We start from the raw sequence: 20517 nt of genomic DNA on the forward strand, positions 1-20517 counted from the left end.
TGGTTGTTATTTTTTGCTCCAAGAATGTTAAACTAAATGATATGAAGATTCAATTAAATTAATAGAGTCAATAGGAGGAGTAGAATGAAAACATTGTTATTAACAGGATTTGAACCGTTTTTACAGCTTACTGTCAATCCAACTATGAAAATTGTGGAAGAGTTAAATGGTTTAGAGATTAATGGTCATAGAATTGTTGGTAAGATCCTACCGGTAGATTTTCGTGCCTCTGGTAAGGAGCTACTTCAATTACTGGAAGCAGAAAAGCCAGACGTACACATATCTTTAGGCTTAGCAGCTGGCAGGTATAAAATTACTCCTGAGAGAGTTGCTATCAATGTACAAGATGGGGATGTAGACAACAAAGGAAATAGGCCCGTTGATGAAGTGATCCAGGCAAACGGAGAACCAGGTTATTTCTCTACGTTGCCAATTCGAAAAATGGTGGAAAAGCTAATCCAAAATGGTTTTCCTGCTGAAGTTTCTAATACAGCTGGCACCTACCTTTGTAATAATGTCATGTATGAAGCACTACATTATGCACAGAAGTCCAATAATAAACTGATTTCGGGGTTCATCCATATTCCGGCATCTCATGAACTAGCGATTGCACATGGGAAAATTCCGAGCTGGTCTCATGAGGACTTGAAAAATAGTATTATCACTTGTATTGGTGCGTTAGAACATCATGACAATTGAAATGCCAACTTTTTTTAGAACAGGGGAGAGGACTTTACGTTTTAGTTTTAAAGAGACTATAAGTCAAGAAGTATGGAGTCAAGTACATTTCTTTGCTGAAATGGTTTCATTAGAATGGAATCATCTTATAGAGGAAGTGGTGCCAAGCTATCATACAATTACGGTGTTTTTTATTGATTCGTCGGCATTAGACAAAGTCGATATTAAGGGATTCTTATTCCAATGGCAGCATAAAAATTTAGCTTTAGAAAAAATGCCAACTAGATTAATACATATTCCCGTTTGTTACGAGGAGCCGTATTCGTTAGATATGGATAGAATAGCTTCTTTAAATGGTCTTTCTTCCAAACAGATTATTCAGCTTCACACACAACCATTATATACCGTATATATGATTGGATTTTTACCCGGTTTTCCTTATTTAGGAGAGTTACATAAAAGCCTTTGCATTTCTCGCCTAGACAAGCCTAGAAGTATAGTACCAAAAGGCTCTGTTGGAATTGGAGGAAATCAAACAGGCATTTATCCCTTAGAATCACCAGGAGGATGGAACATTATTGGAAGAACACCTTTGGAGCTCTATTCGGCTTTTAGCAATGACCATTTTCTATTAAGAGCAAGAGATTTAATTAGATTTTTTCCCATTTCAATACATGAATATGAAGAGATAGCTAGTGAGTTAAAACAAGATTCTCTTGCTATGAAACGTTTTGTAGAGGAGTTGTCTAAATGATAACAATTGATATAAATGCGGATGTAGGGGAAAGCTTTGGAGCCTTTAGCGTAGGGGAAGACCAGGAATTATTTAAAGTGATTACTTCAGCTAATATTGCTTGTGGATTCCACGCGGGAGATTTTTCGGTAATGAACCGAACAGTAAAGGAAGCTAAGAAAAATAATTTATCCATTGGTGCTCACCCAGGTTTTCCAGACCTGCAAGGATTTGGACGTAGGAATATGATAATGTCACCCGAAGAAATCTATGAGATGGTTATCTATCAAATTGGGGCCTTAAAGGCTTTCTGTCAGCTTCATCATGTACGACTTAGGCATGTAAAGCCACATGGTGCTCTTTACAATATGGCTGCAAAAGATTCCTCTGTTGCTAAAGCAATTGCGCAGGCGACGTTTGATATGGAACCAGACTTGATTTTATATGGGTTATGCAACAGTGAACTAATAGATGCGGGAAAAATGATAGGTCTTCAAACTGCACAGGAGGCTTTTGCCGATCGCCTTTATGATGATGATGGGCAGCTAGTTAACCGAACAGAGCCAAATGCTATTTTGACTACTGATGAAGATATCGTTACGCAGGTTTTACGAATCGTAAAAGATCGACAAGTAAAGACCAAGTCTGGGGATAGTATAAGAATCCATGCTAATACCTTGTGCTTTCATGGCGATGGCAAAAATGTCTCGGCAGTCGTTAGGAAAGTTAGAAAAGTCCTAGAGGAAAACAATGTGAGGATTGCACCTTTGGAGTTGGGAATATGAAGGCGCTTTTTAAAGTTATAAAAGAGGGGGTTTACGCATCCTATCAGGATTTAGGCAGACCAGGGTATCGGAAATTTGGGATGCCTGTTGCTGGACCGATGGATAAATATGCTTTTCAAATGGGGAATAAAATTGTATCCAACTCTCCAAACTCCTTAGCATTAGAACTATTTTTAGGTGGCTTATCACTGGAAGTTTTAGATACTCATAAATTAGTTATCAGTGGGGCGGATCTGGAGGCTACGCTAGATGGAAACCCCGTGGAGCTATGGACATCATTTTTAGTCATCAAAGGTCAAATCCTATCCTTTAATAGTCCAAGTAAAGGAAGTATTGCTTACATAATTCCACAAGGAGGATTTTGTGCGGACGAGGTGATGAACAGTAGTTCAGCATATCCAAGAGCAGATATTGGATATGTACTGAAGCCAAACATGATTTTATATGGGAGGGATACTTCGTATACAAACAAACGCTCTCGATTAATACCGTCTCTTATTCCTACTTATGAAAATGATGTAACTGTTAATGTTTGGAGAAGTCCCCATTTACCTTTATTTGAAACGAGCAGTATTGATACTTTTTTTAATTCGATTTATACATATAAGGCTGGGAATCGGATGGGATATTATTTAGATGGCCCTGAGCTAAAGTTCGTCTCTAAGGGCGATATTCTATCGGAGGCAACCCAGTTTGGTACTATTCAAATTACTAATAATGGTCAGCCGGTTGTTTTAATGGCAGATGCACATACGGTTGGTGGATATGCTACCATGGGGAAAATAGTAGACGAAGATTTATGGAAGATCTCCCAATTGAGGAGTGGTGGAAAAATTCGTTTTCAATGGAGAGAGTGATAAGGATTGTCATAAAATACACCTAGCAGTTGTGTGTTTTATGACAATCCTTTTTGAGCATGCATATATGTTGTTTATAGAATTTTTAATGCTTTTCTAAATGTAGCTTTATTTCCTCGGAAATTTTTTAAAATTCATTCTCGTTCATCATATAATACCAAATTCCATCCTTTAATTCTCCAGCACCTTCTTCAAAGGTCAGAGTTTCAATCGTATTTATACTTTTTTTATAATCTTTTTGTATATTTAGCATCTGCTCGAAGGTCATATTTGTTTGTAGGTTTTCTTCAATAATTAGAAGTAGTTCCGTTCCTTTTCCTCAGGAGTAGATTGAAGTTTGCTCCCTTTTTAAGTAGAGATTGAATTACTTGTTTTTGACGATGTTGTCTTCCAAAATCTCCTAGTGGATCATCTTTGCGCATTCTTACATAATCTAGCGCCTGCTGTCCCTGTAATCTAATTTTTTCCTCAAGAAAGGTATAGCCAAACACTTCAAAGGTCGTTTCTTTTACAACATTTACTCCACCTACAAAGTCTACGAAATAAGACTTTGTTCATTCCCTTTTTATTATTTTATAAATTATTAATGATATTTATATGCTTAAATGTGATAATTATCACATTTTTGTACAAATATTGTAGGTATAATTAATCAAAAAGGGAGTGTTATTTATATGCGTGGTTCTTTAAAAAGTAAACTTTTAGTTCTGGCTTTAATCGTTATATTACTACCTTTATCAATACTAGGCCTAAATAATTATTTGTTAGCTAAAAAAGAATTAGATGAATTAGGGAAAATGGGGATTCAAAATGGTACCTATGCAATATTGGATTTAATTGATGAATTGAATAAAGAGGTAGAAAAAGGCGTTATAACAATTGAAGAAGCAAAAGCACGAGTTGCAGATAAAATTATCGGTCCTTTAAAGGAGGACAATAAACGTTCAATCACTAATCCGGCATCCTACGGGAAGAATTTCTATTATTATGTTATGGATGATAAAGGCAACTTATTAGTACACCCTAGTCTAGAAGGGGAAAACTTATATGATAATCAGTCGGAGGATGGTCAGTATTTTATAAGAGATAGTATAGAAAAAGCATTAAATGGTGGGGGGTACGTGTCTTATAACTGGCCACTTCCTAGTGACGAAGCTCAAGTGGAACCAAAAATTGCATATAGTATAGAGGATCCCAATTGGGGGTGGATAATTGTAGCAGCTACATACGAAAGGGACTTTAATAAAGGCGCACATACTATGTTATTTACAACCATTGTGACGATTTTAATAGCGCTCCTGTTAGGATTAGTACTGTTTTGGTACTTTGCTAGAAAAATGACAACTTATTTAAAGAAGATTATGGTTTTAACCTCGGATATAGCAGATGGAAAGCATAGTGGAAATGAGATACCAATAGAAACAAGGGATGAGTTAGGTCAGCTTGCATTAAATGTGAATACTATGAAGAATAGTTTAGAGGAAATGGTGAGTCAAACAAAAGTATCTTCAGACCATATGAGAGGCTCCTCCGAGGTGCTGAGTGCTGTAATAGAAGAAACTACGGCAGCTGCTGATGAAATTTCACATGTTATTACAGAAATCTCTAAAGGTGCAGTTATACAAGCAGAGGAAGCAGAGGTAGCTTCTGATAAAGTAAATGATTTGTCTACAGTTATTGAGAAAACACTTAAGCAATATAATGAAATTATTGTAGGGGTTAGTCAAATGACAAGCGTACAAGAAAATGGTTTATCTAACATAAATACCTTAACTACAAATACTGATAGATTGCAAGCAGTGATGGATGTCCTACAGGCTACTTTTACTCAACTTACTAATCGAATGGGACAGATATCTCAAATTGTTCAGACCATTAATGATATATCTGCCCAAACCAACTTACTTGCTTTAAATGCAAGTATCGAAGCTGCAAGGGCAGGAGAGCATGGAAAAGGATTTGCGGTAGTAGCAGAGGAGGTAAGGAAGCTATCAGAAGGTACTCAGGTAGCTACAGATAGTGTACGTAATCTTTTAAAGCAAATTGAGCAGGACACACGTTTAGCAGAAATTCAAATGACGGAAACTCAATCGATTTCAAATGAACAAATGGATTCAGTTGAATATACTAAACAATCATTCATGGAGTTGACTAAATCCATTCAACAAATAAAAGAAGAACTTATTTATTTAAATGAAGAGATGAATATCATGTATTCTAATAGAGAAGTGGTTGTAGGGGCGATATCTAATATTGCAGCCGTTGCAGAGGAGTCTGCAGCAGCAACAGAGCAAATGAATGCCTCAATTGAAGAGCAGAACAATGCTATTAATTCTATTATGAATTCAGCCCTTCAACTTCAACAGGAAGCTGAAAACATGCATGACTTGGTATCGAGGTTCAAATAAGAGATAAATGTGTTCGAATAGTATTTATTCAAAATAAACAAGGATAACAGTACCTGTTACCCTTGTTTTTTATCGTAAGAAAGCGGGAATAACACCTTTATCTTTTTCTAGTTTTATTACTAGGTAAATGTTGGGATAGAAGAATAATAAAAAAACTGCAGCAAGCTCAGGGGAAATAACTTGAGCAATAGCTGCAGTCTTTAGTTGAAATCTGTCTTTATTATTCTTCCGCTTTAGAGCTATTAACCTGTAGAAAGTATCGGCTGATATCTCGGAAAAAGGCGTTAAGCATGTTATTGAACATGTCTAATGCATCAAATGAATATAGTCTATAAGGATCTTCTTGTCCGTAGCCGCGAACGGAAATACCTTCTCTCAAGTGGTGTAAGTTTCCTAAATGAGAAATCCAGTATCTATCTAGCGTTTCAATGTAAATGCTTTGGATGTCCTTCCAAGTATCTTCATCTACATCATTCTCTAGTTCATCTAGTGCCATTCGGTAAACAACATTTAGTTCCTTTTGTAATTGTTCCTTACTTTCCGCAGTGAAGTTAGAGTAATCGATTGGCTCCGTGGTAGTAAGCGTGCCGATTATTTTAATTTCATCAATCACTTCCTGGTGCAAAGCAGCTTCCCCCGCTGCATCCATTTCTAACATATCCTTTAAGAAGTAATTTAAGCGTTCCTGTATAGCAATTTGAATGAGTGATTGCATGTTTTCCAGTTTCAATGCTTTTTCACGATAATTATAAATCACTTTTTGTTGATCATTGTTTACATCATCTAATTTTAATAAGTGTGATCTACTTGAGAAATGCATTCCTTCAATAACCTTTTGTACATTGTAAACAAATTTAGTTGGGTTAGGGGAAATTATTAAACCACTCTCATCTGTTTTTACTTTCTTTTTATACTTAGCGAATTCTTCTTCATCATAGTAGTAGAATAGTTCATCGTCTAAGGAGACGATAAACTGTGTGCTGCCTGGGTCACCTTGGCGACCACTACGTCCCCGTAATTGCATATCAATACGAGCACTACTGTGAAGCTCGGTCCCGATAATATGCAAACCACCAAGCTCTGCTACACCTTCGCCTAAAAGGATATCCGTTCCTCGGCCTGCCATATTAGTAGCTAGCATAATTTTATGCATTTGACCTGCATTAGAAATAAGCTCTGCTTCATCTTCCTCTGTTTTAGCATTTAAAATATTGTGTTTCAAGCCTTCCTCTTTAAAGAAATTGGATAGCTTTTCTGATTGCTCTATAGAGGTTGTCCCAATTAAAACAGGACGCCCAACTTCGTGGTGCTTTTTAGTTTCAGCAACAATTTTCTTCATTTTATCTTCAGAAGATAAATAGACAACAGTCTCCATATCAATTCGCTTGTTTGGTTTGTTCGTAGGAATCTCTGTGACTCTTAAATTATAAGTCTCCCAAAATTCATCGCGTGAAGGCATAGCACTGCCAGTCATTCCAGAGATATGACTATACAAACGGAAATAATGTTGAATGGTAACAGATGCCTGTGTATTGTTCTCTTCTTTGATCGAAACCTTCTCTTTAGCCTCTATTGCTTGATGAAGGCCATCGCTATATGTTCTGCCTTCCATTATACGTCCTGTATACTGGTCAACGATTTGTATTTTATCGTCCTTCACAATATAGTCGACATCTTTTCTCATAACTACTTTTGCGCGAAGCGTCTGCATTGCTATATGAAGAAACTCTCTATGTTCGCGATCATATACATTATCGATTCCAAAGGCCTCTTCTAGACGATCTGCACCTTCATCTAACAATACAATTTGTTTTGTTTCTGGGTAATAATCGTATTCTCTTTTATCCTCAAACGATTCTACTACCATCTGCATCACAGGGAAGAGATTTAAGCTTGCGTTAGACTTACCTGCAATGATTAAAGGTGTCCTTGCTTCGTCTATTAAAATGCTATCTACTTCATCGATTAATGCGTAGAAAAGCGGTCTTTGTACGAGCTCATCTTCTCGTTGGATCATATGGTCTCTTAAATAGTCGAAACCAAACTCTGTACCAGTACCGTAAGTAATATCACAAAGGTAAGCAGCTTGCTTTTCCTCTTTTTCCAGACCAGCTACGTTTAGTCCAACGGAAAGACCAAGAAATTCAAAAAGGGGCTTCATTTGTTCATAATCTCGAGTAGCCAAGTATTCGTTCGCGGTAATAATATGTGTTCCTTTTCCGTAAGCAGCCATCACGTAAGCTGGTAGGGTAGCCACTAACGTTTTACCTTCTCCCGTTTGCATTTGTGCAATTTGAGATTGTGTTAGAACAGCCCCTCCCATCAGCTGAGAATCATAATGTCTCATTCCAAGCACACGTTTAGAGGCCTCTCGAACGACAGCAAATGCTTCAATAATTAGCTCCTCTGGTGATATTCCCTCGTTAAGCTTCTCACGAAAAATATTTGTATATGCTTGTAGCTCTTCATCATTTTTTTGAGTGAATGAATCTTCTAGGGCATTTATTTTATTTACAATTTTTTTTAGCTGATTTAGCTCTATGACTTCTCCTGAAATCATTTTTTTAATAGATTGTAACATGTCTAATCTCCTATCTTTTATTTCCAATACTATTATATCATGAATCATAAGTGGTAGCATTTACTATATAAATAGCTATGATTACAATTTAGTTACATGATTATATTTAAAAAGTTTCCATATCATGTTAAAGTTAGTATAGATATGAAAGGGGTTAGAATGTTGAAAAAAATTAGTACAGCAATGCTTGCTATGGTTTTAGCAGCGCCGATGAGTAGTGTTCACGCAGAAGAGATAGTCAAAAAGCCAATGGTAGAAGTAAAAGAGCAACAAGGAATAGAAGGTATTAAAGATGTTGTCGAAGAAAATCTAGAGGTCGATAACTCGGAGGAATGGCTGGACGATATAATAGAAGAAAAGCCAGTAGAAGAAGTAATTGAGGAAGGCTACGAAAATTTAGGACCAATGATTTTTAAAGCTTCCGCAGTATCCTCTAAAATTGCAGCAAATAACGAGGGCGACTATTTTATTTACTACATCATGCATGGCTCTCCAGCGGCACTTGTTGTCGTGGATTATACGTCTAAAGAAATCTTACATACGTTTACGTTAGAAGATTCGAAAAGTGCATGGGGCTTGGATGTAGATGAAAATGGGAAGCTATGGGTTGGTGGATCAGTATCGAGCGTACTTTATAGCTATGATCCGAACGAGGAAGTATTTGAAAAGCATGGAGCGATTTTTTCCAATAAGAGTGATACATCTATTCAAGATTTAATCGTATCCGGCAATAAAGTGTATGCAGGTTCGGCTTATGGTGGTTCGTTAGTAGCATTTGATACAGAAACAAAAGAAATAGAGGAATTTGGTCAAATTCGAAAACGAAAAGAATTCGTGAAAGCTATCGTTGCTGATGAAGATAAAGATGAAATTTACGTTTCTATTGGTTCTCCAATGGATTTATTAGTAAAAAAGCCGAACACAAAAAATTTCACTTCATTTTTGCCAGCAAAATACATGTCTGAAAAATATGCACAGGACTTAGTTTTAACGGATAATTATATTATTGCTAGATTACATCCTTCAAATATGGCTGTTATTTTTGACCGTAAAACACTTAAAATAGTGGATGAATTCGAATTGAGCTCTAAAACTGTATCAGCAGTTTCTCCAAATGGAGAGGGCATCTACTATACAAAAGGGCAACAATTGATTAAATATGAGTTCGAGACAAAGATGCATACCGAACTAGGTGTTTATCTACCTAAAGGAACGGAAGCTATTAATCTAGACTTTATCGTAAAGAATCCTAAGCTTCCGAACGAGGAAGGAACAGGGGATGAAAGTGAAAATACTGTTCCAGGCGCAGTTACTGCACCTAAAGTAGAATCTGGTGTAAAAAATACAGAGATTATCGTTCCAAACCCTGCCTTGCCAATAATAGTACCGCCTTTGAAAGAAAATCCTAATGGTGATCCTTCAGAAGAAACTTTGGAGGAGCCAAAGGAATGGATTTTATCAGGTATGGTTGATAACCTAGGTCAAATTTTTGAATACAATCCACAAACAGGAGAGTTACAATATCATAACTTTAACTTGCCGGAGCAGCCGGTTGAGCTTTACACTTTAGCATCTAGCTCAGATGGTAAACATATTTATGCAAATGGGTATATGTCAGGTGGCCTTGGCGTATACAACGTAGCAACGGGGAACAAGGAATTATATCGTAACATAAGCCAAGTGGAGTCTATGTTTGAGATAAATAACAAGCTTTATATTGGAGCCTATCCTCTAGCTAGATTATTAGTATATGATCGTTCGATTCCGTGGGGAGTTGGAAATCCTGCTGAAGTAATTAGAATGAGCTCACATGGGCAAGAACGTTCTACAGCAGTTGCGCCTTATAATAAAGGAAAAGAGATTATTCTTGGTACTCTACCTGATACTAGCGTTGGTGGAGGGGCATTAGTTTTTTATGATACTTCTACTAAAAAAACAGAGATTTATGAGGATTATATTTATAACCAAAGCATTGTTTCTTTAGTAAGCAGAGGAACTCAAGTATTCGGTGGTACATCGATTCATGCCAACCAACAAGTAAATCCTAGAGGAGCAAGACTGTTCTATTTTGATCGTTTTAATCCAGAGGCAAAAAAATATATTCATCTACCATTTAGTTCAAGTATGATTACTAGTTTAATAGTAGATAAAGAGAATTATGTGTGGGGAATGGCTGATGGAAAGCTCTTTAAATACAAGGATGAATGGACTGATATCGAGACAGTTGAGTTATTACCATTAATATCAGGTCGATTCCGTAATGCACAAATATTAGAGGGTGTAGATGGTTACATTTATGGAAGTGTTGAAGGTAAGTTGTTCCGTGTAACAAAAGATAGTTTAAAAGTTGAATGGTTAAAGGATAAAGGTGTTTATGGACTAGAACAGGACTTAAACGGTAACCTCTATTACTACGATGGAAGTAATCTATGGAGATACACGATTGAGAAAAATCGTGGAAAACAAGCTGAATCAGCTGGGAAATGAAGGAGATTTAATTAAATGAAACGAAAATTGCTATACCTTGTTGTCGTTTTTGCAGTGGTCACGAGTTCACTATTCCAACCAAGTCAAGTAGAAGCGCAAGCAACGAAAGTGTATTGGGACGGTATTTTAATGGTTCCAGGTCAAGTGGGAAAAATTAAAGTAGTAAAACCGATCAACCTATGGAAACGAACATCAGATGGTTTAGTATTTGAGAGAATTCTAAAACCAGGAGAGCAATACCGTGTCTATCGCTATGACAATCTTTATGGTGGACAATATGGGCTTGGTGGCGGAATGTATATTACTAAAATGGCGGGGTATGTCGATTATAAAACACCGTCTAAAGCTAAGCTTCGAGAATTGGAGAATGCTCAGGGTGGGTCAACAGTTACCCCCCCTGTAGGTACTCCTGCTTCTAACTTATTTCCAAAAGAAGCTATCCCTACTCTATCCATTGGTAAAGTAGCTGCTCAGGCTATTACTCAAATTGCTCCCGGAGTAAGAAAAAAACTGATAGACATTGATGGGGCACTAGGGGCTCAAAAGCTTTTTGTCATTGACTATGATGGAAAAACTTCCAATATTCAAATGAAGGCAGAGCTTGCGAAGGATCAAGTAGTTGGGTTTGAAACAACTTCCTCACAAGCAAATAGTGTTCCGCAAAATGATTCTTATCATGTCGTAGCAGGCGTTAACGGCGATTATTTTGATAAAACAGGTCAGCCAGTAGATTTAATGATGATTGATGGATCTATTGTAGCTACACCGCAAACTGCGTTAAGCGACTTAGCTGTACTTGGGATTACTTCTAATAAGAAAGCTATCATTGGTGCACCTCAAGTTTCTATGAACCTTTCTGTAAATGGGACATCCTATCCTATTAATTCGGTTAATAGAAAAAGATTAGCAGATCATCTAGTTGTCTATACTAGAGACTTTGCTCCAACAACAAGCACTAACGAGCTTGGCACAGAAGTACGTGTGAAAATCGACTCAGGTAAGCTAAACGGTGGTGAAACACTTGCTGGTACGGTTACCGAAGTGATATCTGGTGTTGGAAATGCTGCTTTAAATACGAATGAAATTATTTTGTCAGGTCATCATTTTGCTAGCGATTTCCTAAAGGGAATTAATGTAGGTGACCAAATTGAAATATCTACTAAATTTACTCCAGCCGAATGGAATGATGTTCGAGAGGCTGTAAGTGGTAGATATCATTTAGTAAAAAACGGAGTACTACAAACGATTAAAGTAGCAGGTGTTGCACCAAGAACAGCTGTTGGAGTTCGAAAAGATGGTAGTCTATTCACTGCTGTAATTGATGGAAGAACTACTCAAAGTAAGGGGCTTTCCTTACAAAATACTGCAAAGCTGATGAAAGATCTTGGAGCTAACTATGCGATGACCTTTGATGGTGGTGGTTCCTCTACGGTAGTAGTAAGAGAGCTTGGTAACACAAAAGTGACGGTAGCCAATACTCCTTCCGATGGATACGAGCGCTCGGTAGCCAACTCACTACTCTTTGTGAGTACGTATAAAACAGGTCCTGCGGTAACTATTTCTCCAGCATCTAACGTACTTGAAGTATTTCAAGGGGCGACCTATACGAATCTATCAGTTCCTGTAAAAGGGATTGACCAGTATATGAACCCAGTTGCAATTTCAGGAAATGGAAAAGTTACTTCTACTATATTGTCTACTGTAAATGGTAAGCAGGTTGTCAATGCAAAACCAGGGACTTATGCAGGAATGGTTACTTATGAAGGTAAGACTACTAATATACAGTTGAGAGTAACAAACACGATAGACAGTATTAAAGCATCTGAAAATTATTTGCAATTAGCGAAAGGGCAAGCCGTTCAGCTTTCCGTAAGTGGGATTAAAAATGGACAAGCAGTTTTAACGGATGCTAGTGCATTTACATTTAGTAGTACTGTAGGTACTGTTCAAGCGAATGGTAAGTACACAGCACCAAACAAAGATGGAATTGGAACGATTAATGTAAAATACGGAAATAAGTCTTTAACTATTCCTGTCATTGTAGGTGAGGTCGCACCAACTATTTTAGAGTCATTTAACAAAGGTATCTTTAACTATGAGGCTACTAGTGACAAAGCTAAAAGTGTTTCCGTGACGTCCGTTGCTAATGATAGAGATGGGTCAAAGGCTATCAAGTTAACCTATGATTTTAAAGACACGACTGGTACTTCAGGAGCTTATATTAATGCTAAAACGAACCTTACAATTAGCACACCGTTAAAGAAAATAGGAATGTGGGTTAAAGGTGACGGTAAAGGTAACTGGTTAAGATCTCAAGTAGTTGATGCTACTGGTAAAACGGTTCAATTGGACTTTGATAAAAATGTAACTTGGACCGATTGGAGATTTGTTACAGCGAATGTTCCTGCTGGACTTTCTTATCCATTGAAAATGGATCTTCCTGTCCGTTATATGCAAACAGAAAATGCTAAAAAAGCAAATGGTGAAATCATCATTGATGACATTCAAGCTATATATAAAGACTAAAATGAGTATATAGTAGTAGGTGTTGCGAAGCATTTTAATGTGTGATAACGTATTAAGTATGGATTTTGGTAAACTTTGGAGGGAAGTACATGGCTGCAGAGGAAAAAGGGAAAGAGAACAATATTGTAGGAAATGCTCAGAAAGTAATAGGGTTTTATAAGAGACAAGCTTGGGCAGCAAAGGTTTTTGAGAAAATTGAACAGGATTCCATAGTTCAAGACGGCAAAGATATTGTACTAGCATCCTCTATTATTCAATCAAATAACAATTTATATTTTCCAGCTTTTATGCGAATTAACATGAAGGAAAATGGTAAGGTAGTAGGGGCTTATATGATTCAAGAGGAAGAAGATAGCTTTAGTCTATTACCTTTAGAGATCTTGTTAGAGGAACCAGAGATGCAAGAAATGCTTCCCTTTAAGTACCGTACTTTAGAAAAGATTGAGGGAGACAGTTTACAAGTAAACTGGCCTGAGTTCTCGTAATATAGTACTAGAAAAAATAAAGCTTTTTACAAGAATAGAAAGGACTGATTTTTGCTCATACTAAAGCGAAAAGTCAGTCTTTTCTTTCTTTATATTAAATTTGGTTACAAAGCTAGTTTTATAGTATAATCATTAATTGAAGAAACTTTCATGTCGTTAGTTCGTCTATTTTGTAGAACCTAGCGGCTAAAAAGAAAATAAAAAAACAAGGATGATATTTTTGGATATAAAATTACTTCTTGCTTTTATCATATCTATGGCCACGGCAATCGCAGTTACCCCTTTAGTAATTAAGTTTGCACACATAATTGGGGCTGTGGATAAACCTTCTGAAAGAAAAGTTCATCAAAAAGTGATGCCTCGCTTAGGCGGACTTGCAATTTTTATAGCAGTAACAGTTGGTTATTTCGTTGCGGGATTGTATGAAGCAAAGATTACTGGGATTATTGTAGGTGCACTGATTATTATCGTGCTTGGTATTATAGACGATAAATATGAGATCTCTGCAAAAATTAAGTTATTAGGTCAAATATTAGCAGCTTGCGCTGTTATGGGTAGCGGGTTAACAATTGAAGTTTTAAATATTCCTTTTTTAGGTGTATTTGAACTTGGTATTTTCTCTTATATAGTAACACTGTTTTGGATTCTAGCTATTACGAACGCTATCAACTTAATTGATGGATTAGATGGCTTATCAGCTGGGATATCATCAATCGTATTTGCAAGTATCGCATTTTTAGCATTTTCTGCTGATAAAATGTTAATACTTACATTGTCACTTATCTTACTAGGTAGTACGCTTGGGTTTTTATTTCATAATTTCCACCCAGCAAAAATCTTTATGGGTGATACAGGGTCTATGTTCCTTGGATACGCTATTGCTGTCCTTTCGTTATTAGGACTTTTCAAAAGCGTTACATTATTTAGTTTTGTCGTTCCTATTCTAATCTTAGGAGTACCAATTTTTGATACTTCCTTCGCTATAATTCGACGGTTAGTTAATCGTAAGCCGATATCGGTGGCAGATAAGTCTCATTTGCATCATAGATTGCTTGCACTTGGCTTGTCTCATCGTGATACCGTATTAGTAATATATGGTTTCGGTTTGATATTTAGTATATCAGCGATTACATTTGAGACACTAACTTTACGTTGGGCAATTTTTATTATTTTATTTATATTAATTGCATTTGAAATTGTTGCTGAAAAAATTGGGTTAGTGAATGATGAATATCGACCAATTATTTCTGCTTTTCAAAAAGTTGTTGGGTATAAGCGTAATTAGCCCTCTAGTAGGTAGATAAAAACTATCTAGACCACTTTAAAAGGTGGGTTACGCTTTTCATATATTAAATAATTCATATAGGGTTGGTGTAAACAAATGAAAGTACCAATGTTAGATTTATCGGAACAATATGCATCGCTAAAAACAGAAGTTTTAGAAGCGTTAGACGGAGTTATGAGTAGCTCTGTTTTCATTCTAGGAAGCAATGTTAAAAAACTAGAAGCGGATATTGCCGAATATAGCCATGTGGCACATGGGATTGGTTGTGGGAATGGTAGTGATGCAATTCATATTGCATTACAAGCAGCAGGTATAGGTGCTGGAGATGAAGTAATTACAACTCCATTTACATTCTTTGCTACTGGTGGAGCAATCGTCAGAGCCGGTGCAACACCTGTTTATTGTGATATCGACCCTGTTTCTTTCAATATAGATCCAGCTGAGATAGAAAAGCATATTACGGACAAAACGAAGGCTATTATTCCAGTTCACTTATATGGTCAAATGGCTGATATGGTGAGCATTCGTAAAATTGCAGACAAGCATAACCTAATTGTGATTGAGGATGCTGCACAAGCAATTGGAGCTAAACAAGGTGACTTTACTGTTGGTGAATTAGGAGATGCAGCAACTTATAGCTTCTTCCCGACTAAAAACCTTGGAGCTTACGGTGATGGGGGTATGGTTGTTACCAATAATGCTGATATTGCTGAGAAATCTCGCGTTATTCGTGTACACGGTAGTAAACCAAAATATTATCATGCTGTGCTTGGTTATAATAGCCGTCTGGACGAGCTTCAAGCAGCAGTATTAAATGTTAAGTTCCCTCATTTAGACACTTGGAGTGAGCAACGTAGAGCTCATGCAGATTTTTACACTCAATTGTTGAATGAAAAGGTTGGAGAATACATTAAGACACCTGTAAAGGTAGAAGGTTTCCATCATGTATTCCACCAATATACTATTTTGACAGAGCGTCGAGATGAGCTTCAAGCTTATTTAAAAGAAAATGGAGTAGATACAATGATTTATTATCCACTACCATTACATATCCAACCGGTATTTGAAAGCTTAGGGTATAAACTAGGAGATTTCCCGAATGCAGAAAAAGCTGCAAACGAGGCACTTTCTTTACCAATGTTCCCTGAGTTAAAAGAAGAGCAACAGCAATTTGTTGTTGAAAAGATTGCTGCTTTCTTTTCTGGAAAATAATGATGTAAAAAGTAAAGGGAGACGTTTTTACGTTTCCCTTTAACTACCTTATGAATAGAATTAAAGGAGAAAAGATATGTCAGAAAATAGATCGTTTCGATTATATGATTCTCTAGAGTTTTTCTGGAGGAAAAAGATTTGGTTCATCATCATACCAGTCATTGCAGCTTTAATAGGCTACGGTGCGTCTTTCCTAGTACCAACCAACGGTAAGTATGTAGGGAAAAGTACAGTCTTCACTGGATCTGTAAAATTAGAGGCATTAACTAACCCTGATCATATTATGACTCAGTATGGTAAACATTTTACAGGGAAAACAGAAGTCTTTGTTCCAACTAGAAGTTACATAAAAACAGAGACCTATGGAGATACTGAAGAACAAGTAACGAAAGAATTAAATCAGTTTAATGAGCAACTATTAGCTGGATTAATGAACCAGCATGACAAAGTAATCGGTGGTACTGAAAAATATGCAAGCATTCAAGCAGAGCGTATTGAAACATTAAAAACCACAATAGAAGATTATAAAAAAATATTAATTGAATCTGATAATGTTACAGTAATTAACAACTTTACTACCTTATTATCTGCAGCTGAAATGGATTTAACAAATGCTTTGGCTACGGAACAAAGAGTAAGAAATGACGTCATTGCTTATGAAAAACCAAGCATTGCTGGAGAAACCAGAGTAGGACAAACAGAAACATACGGAACACAAGGAGCTATTGCAGGGTTCATCCTAGGAATCCTATTAGCAATCCTTTCCCTATCGATGTGGAAGTATCTAATCGATGCAAGAAACTATAGAAAAGCGTAAGCACCTATGTCTGCCCCGACAGGCAAATGGGGAAATACGAGGAGGCAGTTTTTCAGCCACCGCTTGTCCCCTTTGCGCTCGGGGGAAAGAAAATTTAAGTACCCAAACATGAAACATTTATTGATAAGATGGTGTCTTTACTAGAGTAAAACGGCACCAATTAAAAGGAGAGTATAAAATGTCTACATATTATGAAGAATTATTAGCAAAAATTGAAAACCACACTGCAGTTATTGGGGTAGTTGGTTTAGGTTATGTTGGTTTACCACTTGCGGTTGAAAAAGCTAAAGCTGGCTATAAAGTAATTGGATTTGATGTACAAGAATCTAAAGTTCAACAAGTAAATGAAGGAATTAACTATATTGGTGACGTAGTAGATGTTGACTTAAAACAAATGGTTGAGTCAGGACATTTAACTGCCTCTACAGATTATGGTTCAATTAGTGCAGTAGATGCAGTTGCTATCTGTGTACCGACTCCATTAGACATTTATCAACAGCCAGATACTTCTTATGTTGAAAGCTCAGTAAATGAAATTGCTAAATATGCTAAAAAAGGTACCCTAGTTGTACTTGAATCAACAACTTATCCAGGTACAACGGAAGAGATTATTAAAAAAGCATTAGAAGATAAAGGATTTGTAACAGGAGAAGATATTTTCATCGCTTACTCACCTGAACGAATTGATCCGGGTAATAAAAGCTTCAATACAAAAAATACACCAAAAGTAGTTGGTGGGATCACAGAAAAATGTACAACAGTAGCTGCTGCAATGTATAGCAATGTATTAGAAGGAGACGTGCATAAGGTTTCTAGTCCAGCTATCGCTGAGATGGAGAAAATTTTCGAAAACACATTCCGTCACATTAACATCGCTCTAGCTAACGAAATGGCTATTCTTTGTGAGAAAATGGGAATTGACGTTTGGGAAGTAATCGATGCTGCTAAAACAAAACCATACGGCTTTATGGCATTCTACCCAGGCCCAGGATTAGGCGGTCACTGTATTCCAATCGACCCATTCTACTTAACTTGGAAAGCTAGAGAATACAATTACCATACTCGCTTAATCGAGCTTGCTGGTGAGATTAACAATACGATGCCTGAGTATGTAATTACTCGTGCAATGCAGATTTTAAATGATGAAGGTAAAGCTTTAAGAAATGCAAATGTTGTACTTTTAGGTGTAGCTTACAAAAAAGATATCGATGATATGCGCGAATCTCCATCTTTAAAATTAGTAGAACTATTAATGCAACAAGGTGCTAATTTCAAAACGGTTGATCCACATGTAACTACATTTAGAGTTGCTGGTGAAACACATGAAACTGTCGAATTAACAGACGAGTTGTTAGATTCAGCTGACCTAGTTATCCTAGCTACTGATCATACTGGCTTTGACTATGCTCATATTGCACAAAAATCAAAAGTTATTTTTGATACTCGTAACGCGTTTAAAGGAATTGACACTCCAAATCGCTATATTAAATTATAAGGGCGGGATATAAGATGAATTTTATACATGAAACTGCTGAGTTAGGCGAGAATACGACAGTTGGACACTTTTCTGTTATAGAAGAAGGAGCAAAGATTGGCAATAACGTTCGCATAGGCAATCGTGTAACAATTCACGCTGGTACCATCATTGGTGATGGTACCACCATCGATGATGGTGCCGTAGTAGGCAAACAGCCTAAGCCTGCCAAAACAAGCACAATGCAAATTACGAAAGAAATCCCTCCTTTAGAGCTTGGCAAGGAATGTACAATTGGAGCTAATACAATTGTGTATAGAGGAGCAAAAGTCGGAGAGAGTACGTTAATTGCTGATTTAGCAACGGTTCGAGAAGATGTTGAAATTGGCTCTTTTGTTATCATTGGTCGGAATGTTACAGTTGAGAACTTTGTAACGATCGGGAACCGTACTAAAATCCAATCGAATTCATATATCACTGCTCATTCTACTTTAGAAGATCATGTATTTATCGCACCATGTGTGACAACTACAAATGATAACTATATGGGTAGAACGGAAGCACGCTTCGATAAGATTAAAGGAGCTATTGTTAAACGTGGAGCTCGTGTAGGTGGAGCGTCTATTATTCTACCTGGTATAACAATAGCAGAAGAAACATTTGTAGCAGCTGGAGCAATTGTAACGAAGGATACAGAAGAGAAAACTGTAATTAAAGGTTTCCCAGCAAAATTCTTGAAAAATGTACCTGAGGAGGAGCTTCTTTAAGTGTTCTCTCAGTTAAAACGTTTAGGAGCGGATTCGCTCCTTTATGCATTTATGAACGTAGGTACTAAACTAATCGCATTTATACTATTCCCTTTATATGCACATTATCTTGAAAAAGAATCGCTAGTGGGAATGCTACAGATGGTAGATACTACTGTATCTATGCTTACTTTCCTTGTAATATTTGGTACTGATTCCGCTTTAGCTTATTATTACTTTGAATATAAAGATAAAGAAACACGGGAAAAGTATGTTCGCTCGGTTATGACGTTCCGCTTATCAATAGTTATCTTGTTATTTGCAGTATTTTTAATCGGCGGAGATTGGCTGTCTGCTCTTATATTAGAATCAGCGGGCTATTCTCAACTATTTTATATTGCACTAGGTACGTTATGCTTAGATACCATTATTACACTAGTCTTAACTATTTTAAGATATGAGTTCCATACGAAGAGAGTAGTCTTTACTACGATAGGTAAAATGCTATTAATAGCAGTAGTTTCAGTCCTTTTCTTAATGTTTGTATGGACTTCATTAGAAGGGATACTAGTAGCTCGCTTAGTCAGTGTAGCTATTATAGTCTTAGTGTTAATAAAGCCTGTTAGGGTTTATTTGAAGCCACTGTACGATAAAGCTATTTTAAAGAAAATCTTAGTTTACGCTGCTCCCCTAGTTCCTGCCTCTTTAGCCTTTTGGATCATAGCTAATGCCAACAACTTTTTTATACGGGCATATGGAACATTAGATGATGTAGGTATTTATGGGACCGCTATTAAGTTTGCAACCTTTATAACTCTATTGACGAGCGGTATACAACTAGCGTGGAGACCATTCTCTATGTCTTTAAAAGACAAAAAGGATAGTCCCCAATTATTTGCCACATTATATGCGGCATTTTTAATCATTGGTAGCTTTGGAGTTTTAGCTTTAGCGACATTTATGCCATGGATTATTTTAGTAATGCCAGATAACTTTAGAATTGCATTTCAATATGTTGCACCTATTTCAATCGCAACATTTTTAAGCTTTTACTATATGATTGTTTCTACTGGAATATTTTATTCTAAACAAACAAAACATATTTCTATAGCATTTGGGATAGCTGCAATTGTATCAGTGGCATTGAATTTTGTTTTTGTGCCGTACCTCAATATATGGGGAACTGTTATTTCGTATATAGCAGCCTATTGTATCGCTTTATTTATGGTATTCCGTAAAAGTCAAAAGCTATATTATGTACCTTTCTCAGGTGTAAAAATGGGTTGGACAATCTTTTGGCTAATAGCTGCAACTCTTGGAATTGTATATATTCAATTACACGATTTAAATAGCTGGCTAATCTTAGGAGTATGGATTGTATTCATTCTTCTAGTCCTACTAGTTCGTATGGATAAGTATTTTGTAAAAAGAAAGTAATGGGGG

General features: G+C 36.6%; 16 protein-coding genes. 14 read left to right on the plus strand and 2 right to left on the minus strand.

The features are described 5' to 3' along the window. Positions 1-84: 84 nt before the first annotated feature. From pcp to NSQ95_RS04580, 4 genes are read left to right on the plus strand one after another with little or no spacing between them, the layout of a single operon-like run. Entirely contained in the window at positions 85-699 is a 615-nt protein-coding gene (gene pcp, locus NSQ95_RS04565; protein ID WP_342560409.1) for a pyroglutamyl-peptidase I, read from the plus strand. Further along, entirely contained in the window at positions 689-1432 is a 744-nt protein-coding gene (gene pxpB / locus NSQ95_RS04570) for a 5-oxoprolinase subunit PxpB (protein ID WP_342560410.1), read from the plus strand. Before pcp ends, pxpB begins: the two co-directional genes overlap by 11 nt. Continuing rightward, positions 1432-2196 carry a 5-oxoprolinase subunit PxpA gene (locus NSQ95_RS04575; RefSeq protein ID WP_342560787.1) on the plus strand — a complete coding sequence of 255 codons (765 nt, stop codon included), beginning with the start codon at positions 1432-1434 and terminating at the stop codon, positions 2194-2196. The genes pxpB and NSQ95_RS04575 overlap by 1 nt, the downstream gene beginning before the upstream one ends. After that, positions 2193-3053, plus strand: coding sequence for a biotin-dependent carboxyltransferase family protein (locus NSQ95_RS04580; RefSeq protein ID WP_342560411.1), 861 nt, complete (start codon positions 2193-2195; stop codon positions 3051-3053). Before NSQ95_RS04575 ends, NSQ95_RS04580 begins: the two co-directional genes overlap by 4 nt. A 127-nt stretch (positions 3054-3180) precedes the next feature. On the opposite strand, the gene NSQ95_RS04585 is transcribed toward NSQ95_RS04580, so the two are convergent. Further along, the gene (locus tag NSQ95_RS04585) at positions 3181-3306 is read right to left on the minus strand and encodes a hypothetical protein (RefSeq protein WP_285841610.1); all 126 of its coding nucleotides are present in this window, start codon (positions 3304-3306) and stop codon (positions 3181-3183) included. A gap of 421 nt (positions 3307-3727) precedes the next feature. Between NSQ95_RS04585 and NSQ95_RS04590 the strand changes: the two genes are divergently transcribed. Beyond that, positions 3728-5461, plus strand: a complete 1734-nt coding sequence (locus tag NSQ95_RS04590) for a cache domain-containing protein (RefSeq protein WP_342560412.1) — start codon at positions 3728-3730, stop codon at positions 5459-5461. 220 nt (positions 5462-5681) lie between these two features. Here NSQ95_RS04590 and secA read toward each other — a convergent pair whose 3' ends face one another. Further along, the gene (gene secA, locus NSQ95_RS04595) at positions 5682-8042 is read right to left on the minus strand and encodes a preprotein translocase subunit SecA (protein ID WP_342560413.1); all 2361 of its coding nucleotides are present in this window, start codon (positions 8040-8042) and stop codon (positions 5682-5684) included. 162 nt (positions 8043-8204) lie between these two features. Here secA and NSQ95_RS04600 point away from each other — a divergent pair, with 162 nt between their 5' ends. The 9 genes from NSQ95_RS04600 (at position 8205) to NSQ95_RS04640 (ending at position 20511) form a co-directional block, all read left to right on the plus strand. Continuing rightward, positions 8205-10529: a hypothetical protein gene (locus NSQ95_RS04600; protein ID WP_342560414.1), complete on the plus strand. Its 2325-nt coding sequence runs from the start codon at positions 8205-8207 to the stop codon at positions 10527-10529. A 15-nt stretch (positions 10530-10544) separates the two neighbouring features. After that, a complete protein-coding gene (locus NSQ95_RS04605; RefSeq protein ID WP_298467071.1) occupies positions 10545-13055 on the plus strand; it encodes a phosphodiester glycosidase family protein in 2511 nt (836 codons plus the stop codon). An 89-nt stretch (positions 13056-13144) separates the two neighbouring features. Then, positions 13145-13540 carry a hypothetical protein gene (locus NSQ95_RS04610; protein ID WP_298467074.1) on the plus strand — a complete coding sequence of 132 codons (396 nt, stop codon included), beginning with the start codon at positions 13145-13147 and terminating at the stop codon, positions 13538-13540. Between the two features lie 220 nt (positions 13541-13760). Continuing rightward, the gene (locus tag NSQ95_RS04615) at positions 13761-14825 is read left to right on the plus strand and encodes an MraY family glycosyltransferase (RefSeq protein ID WP_340884833.1); all 1065 of its coding nucleotides are present in this window, start codon (positions 13761-13763) and stop codon (positions 14823-14825) included. Between the two features lie 96 nt (positions 14826-14921). Further along, the gene (locus NSQ95_RS04620) at positions 14922-16037 is read left to right on the plus strand and encodes a DegT/DnrJ/EryC1/StrS family aminotransferase (protein ID WP_342560415.1); all 1116 of its coding nucleotides are present in this window, start codon (positions 14922-14924) and stop codon (positions 16035-16037) included. A 76-nt stretch (positions 16038-16113) separates the two neighbouring features. Next, positions 16114-16854: a hypothetical protein gene (locus NSQ95_RS04625; RefSeq protein WP_342560416.1), complete on the plus strand. Its 741-nt coding sequence runs from the start codon at positions 16114-16116 to the stop codon at positions 16852-16854. Between the two features lie 178 nt (positions 16855-17032). Continuing rightward, on the plus strand, positions 17033-18349 hold the full coding sequence (locus NSQ95_RS04630; RefSeq protein WP_340884826.1) for a nucleotide sugar dehydrogenase: 1317 nt from the start codon (positions 17033-17035) through the stop codon (positions 18347-18349). 14 nt (positions 18350-18363) lie between these two features. Next, the gene (locus NSQ95_RS04635; protein WP_342560417.1) at positions 18364-19095 is read left to right on the plus strand and encodes an acyltransferase; all 732 of its coding nucleotides are present in this window, start codon (positions 18364-18366) and stop codon (positions 19093-19095) included. Beyond that, a complete protein-coding gene (locus NSQ95_RS04640) occupies positions 19096-20511 on the plus strand; it encodes an oligosaccharide flippase family protein (RefSeq protein WP_342560418.1) in 1416 nt (471 codons plus the stop codon). Positions 20512-20517 lie beyond the last annotated feature (6 nt).

This window comes from Psychrobacillus sp. FSL W7-1457 (genome assembly GCF_038593405.1).
Lineage (GTDB): Bacteria > Bacillota > Bacilli > Bacillales_A > Planococcaceae > Psychrobacillus.

What these genes read in the sequence shown, in the direction of transcription:
- pcp (WP_342560409.1), top strand. Translation starts at nt 85, where the DNA reads ATGAAAACATTGTTATTAACAGGATTTGAACCGTTTTTACAGCTTACT.
- pxpB (WP_342560410.1), top strand. Translation starts at nt 689, where the DNA reads ATGACAATTGAAATGCCAACTTTTTTTAGAACAGGGGAGAGGACTTTA.
- NSQ95_RS04580 (WP_342560411.1), top strand. Translation starts at nt 2,193, where the DNA reads ATGAAGGCGCTTTTTAAAGTTATAAAAGAGGGGGTTTACGCATCCTAT.
- NSQ95_RS04585 (WP_285841610.1), bottom strand. Translation starts at nt 3,306, where the DNA reads ATGCTAAATATACAAAAAGATTATAAAAAAAGTATAAATACGATTGAA.
- NSQ95_RS04590 (WP_342560412.1), top strand. Translation starts at nt 3,728, where the DNA reads ATGCGTGGTTCTTTAAAAAGTAAACTTTTAGTTCTGGCTTTAATCGTT.
- secA (WP_342560413.1), bottom strand. Translation starts at nt 8,042, where the DNA reads ATGTTACAATCTATTAAAAAAATGATTTCAGGAGAAGTCATAGAGCTA.
- NSQ95_RS04605 (WP_298467071.1), top strand. Translation starts at nt 10,545, where the DNA reads ATGAAACGAAAATTGCTATACCTTGTTGTCGTTTTTGCAGTGGTCACG.
- NSQ95_RS04610 (WP_298467074.1), top strand. Translation starts at nt 13,145, where the DNA reads ATGGCTGCAGAGGAAAAAGGGAAAGAGAACAATATTGTAGGAAATGCT.
- NSQ95_RS04620 (WP_342560415.1), top strand. Translation starts at nt 14,922, where the DNA reads ATGAAAGTACCAATGTTAGATTTATCGGAACAATATGCATCGCTAAAA.
- NSQ95_RS04625 (WP_342560416.1), top strand. Translation starts at nt 16,114, where the DNA reads ATGTCAGAAAATAGATCGTTTCGATTATATGATTCTCTAGAGTTTTTC.
- NSQ95_RS04630 (WP_340884826.1), top strand. Translation starts at nt 17,033, where the DNA reads ATGTCTACATATTATGAAGAATTATTAGCAAAAATTGAAAACCACACT.
- NSQ95_RS04635 (WP_342560417.1), top strand. Translation starts at nt 18,364, where the DNA reads ATGAATTTTATACATGAAACTGCTGAGTTAGGCGAGAATACGACAGTT.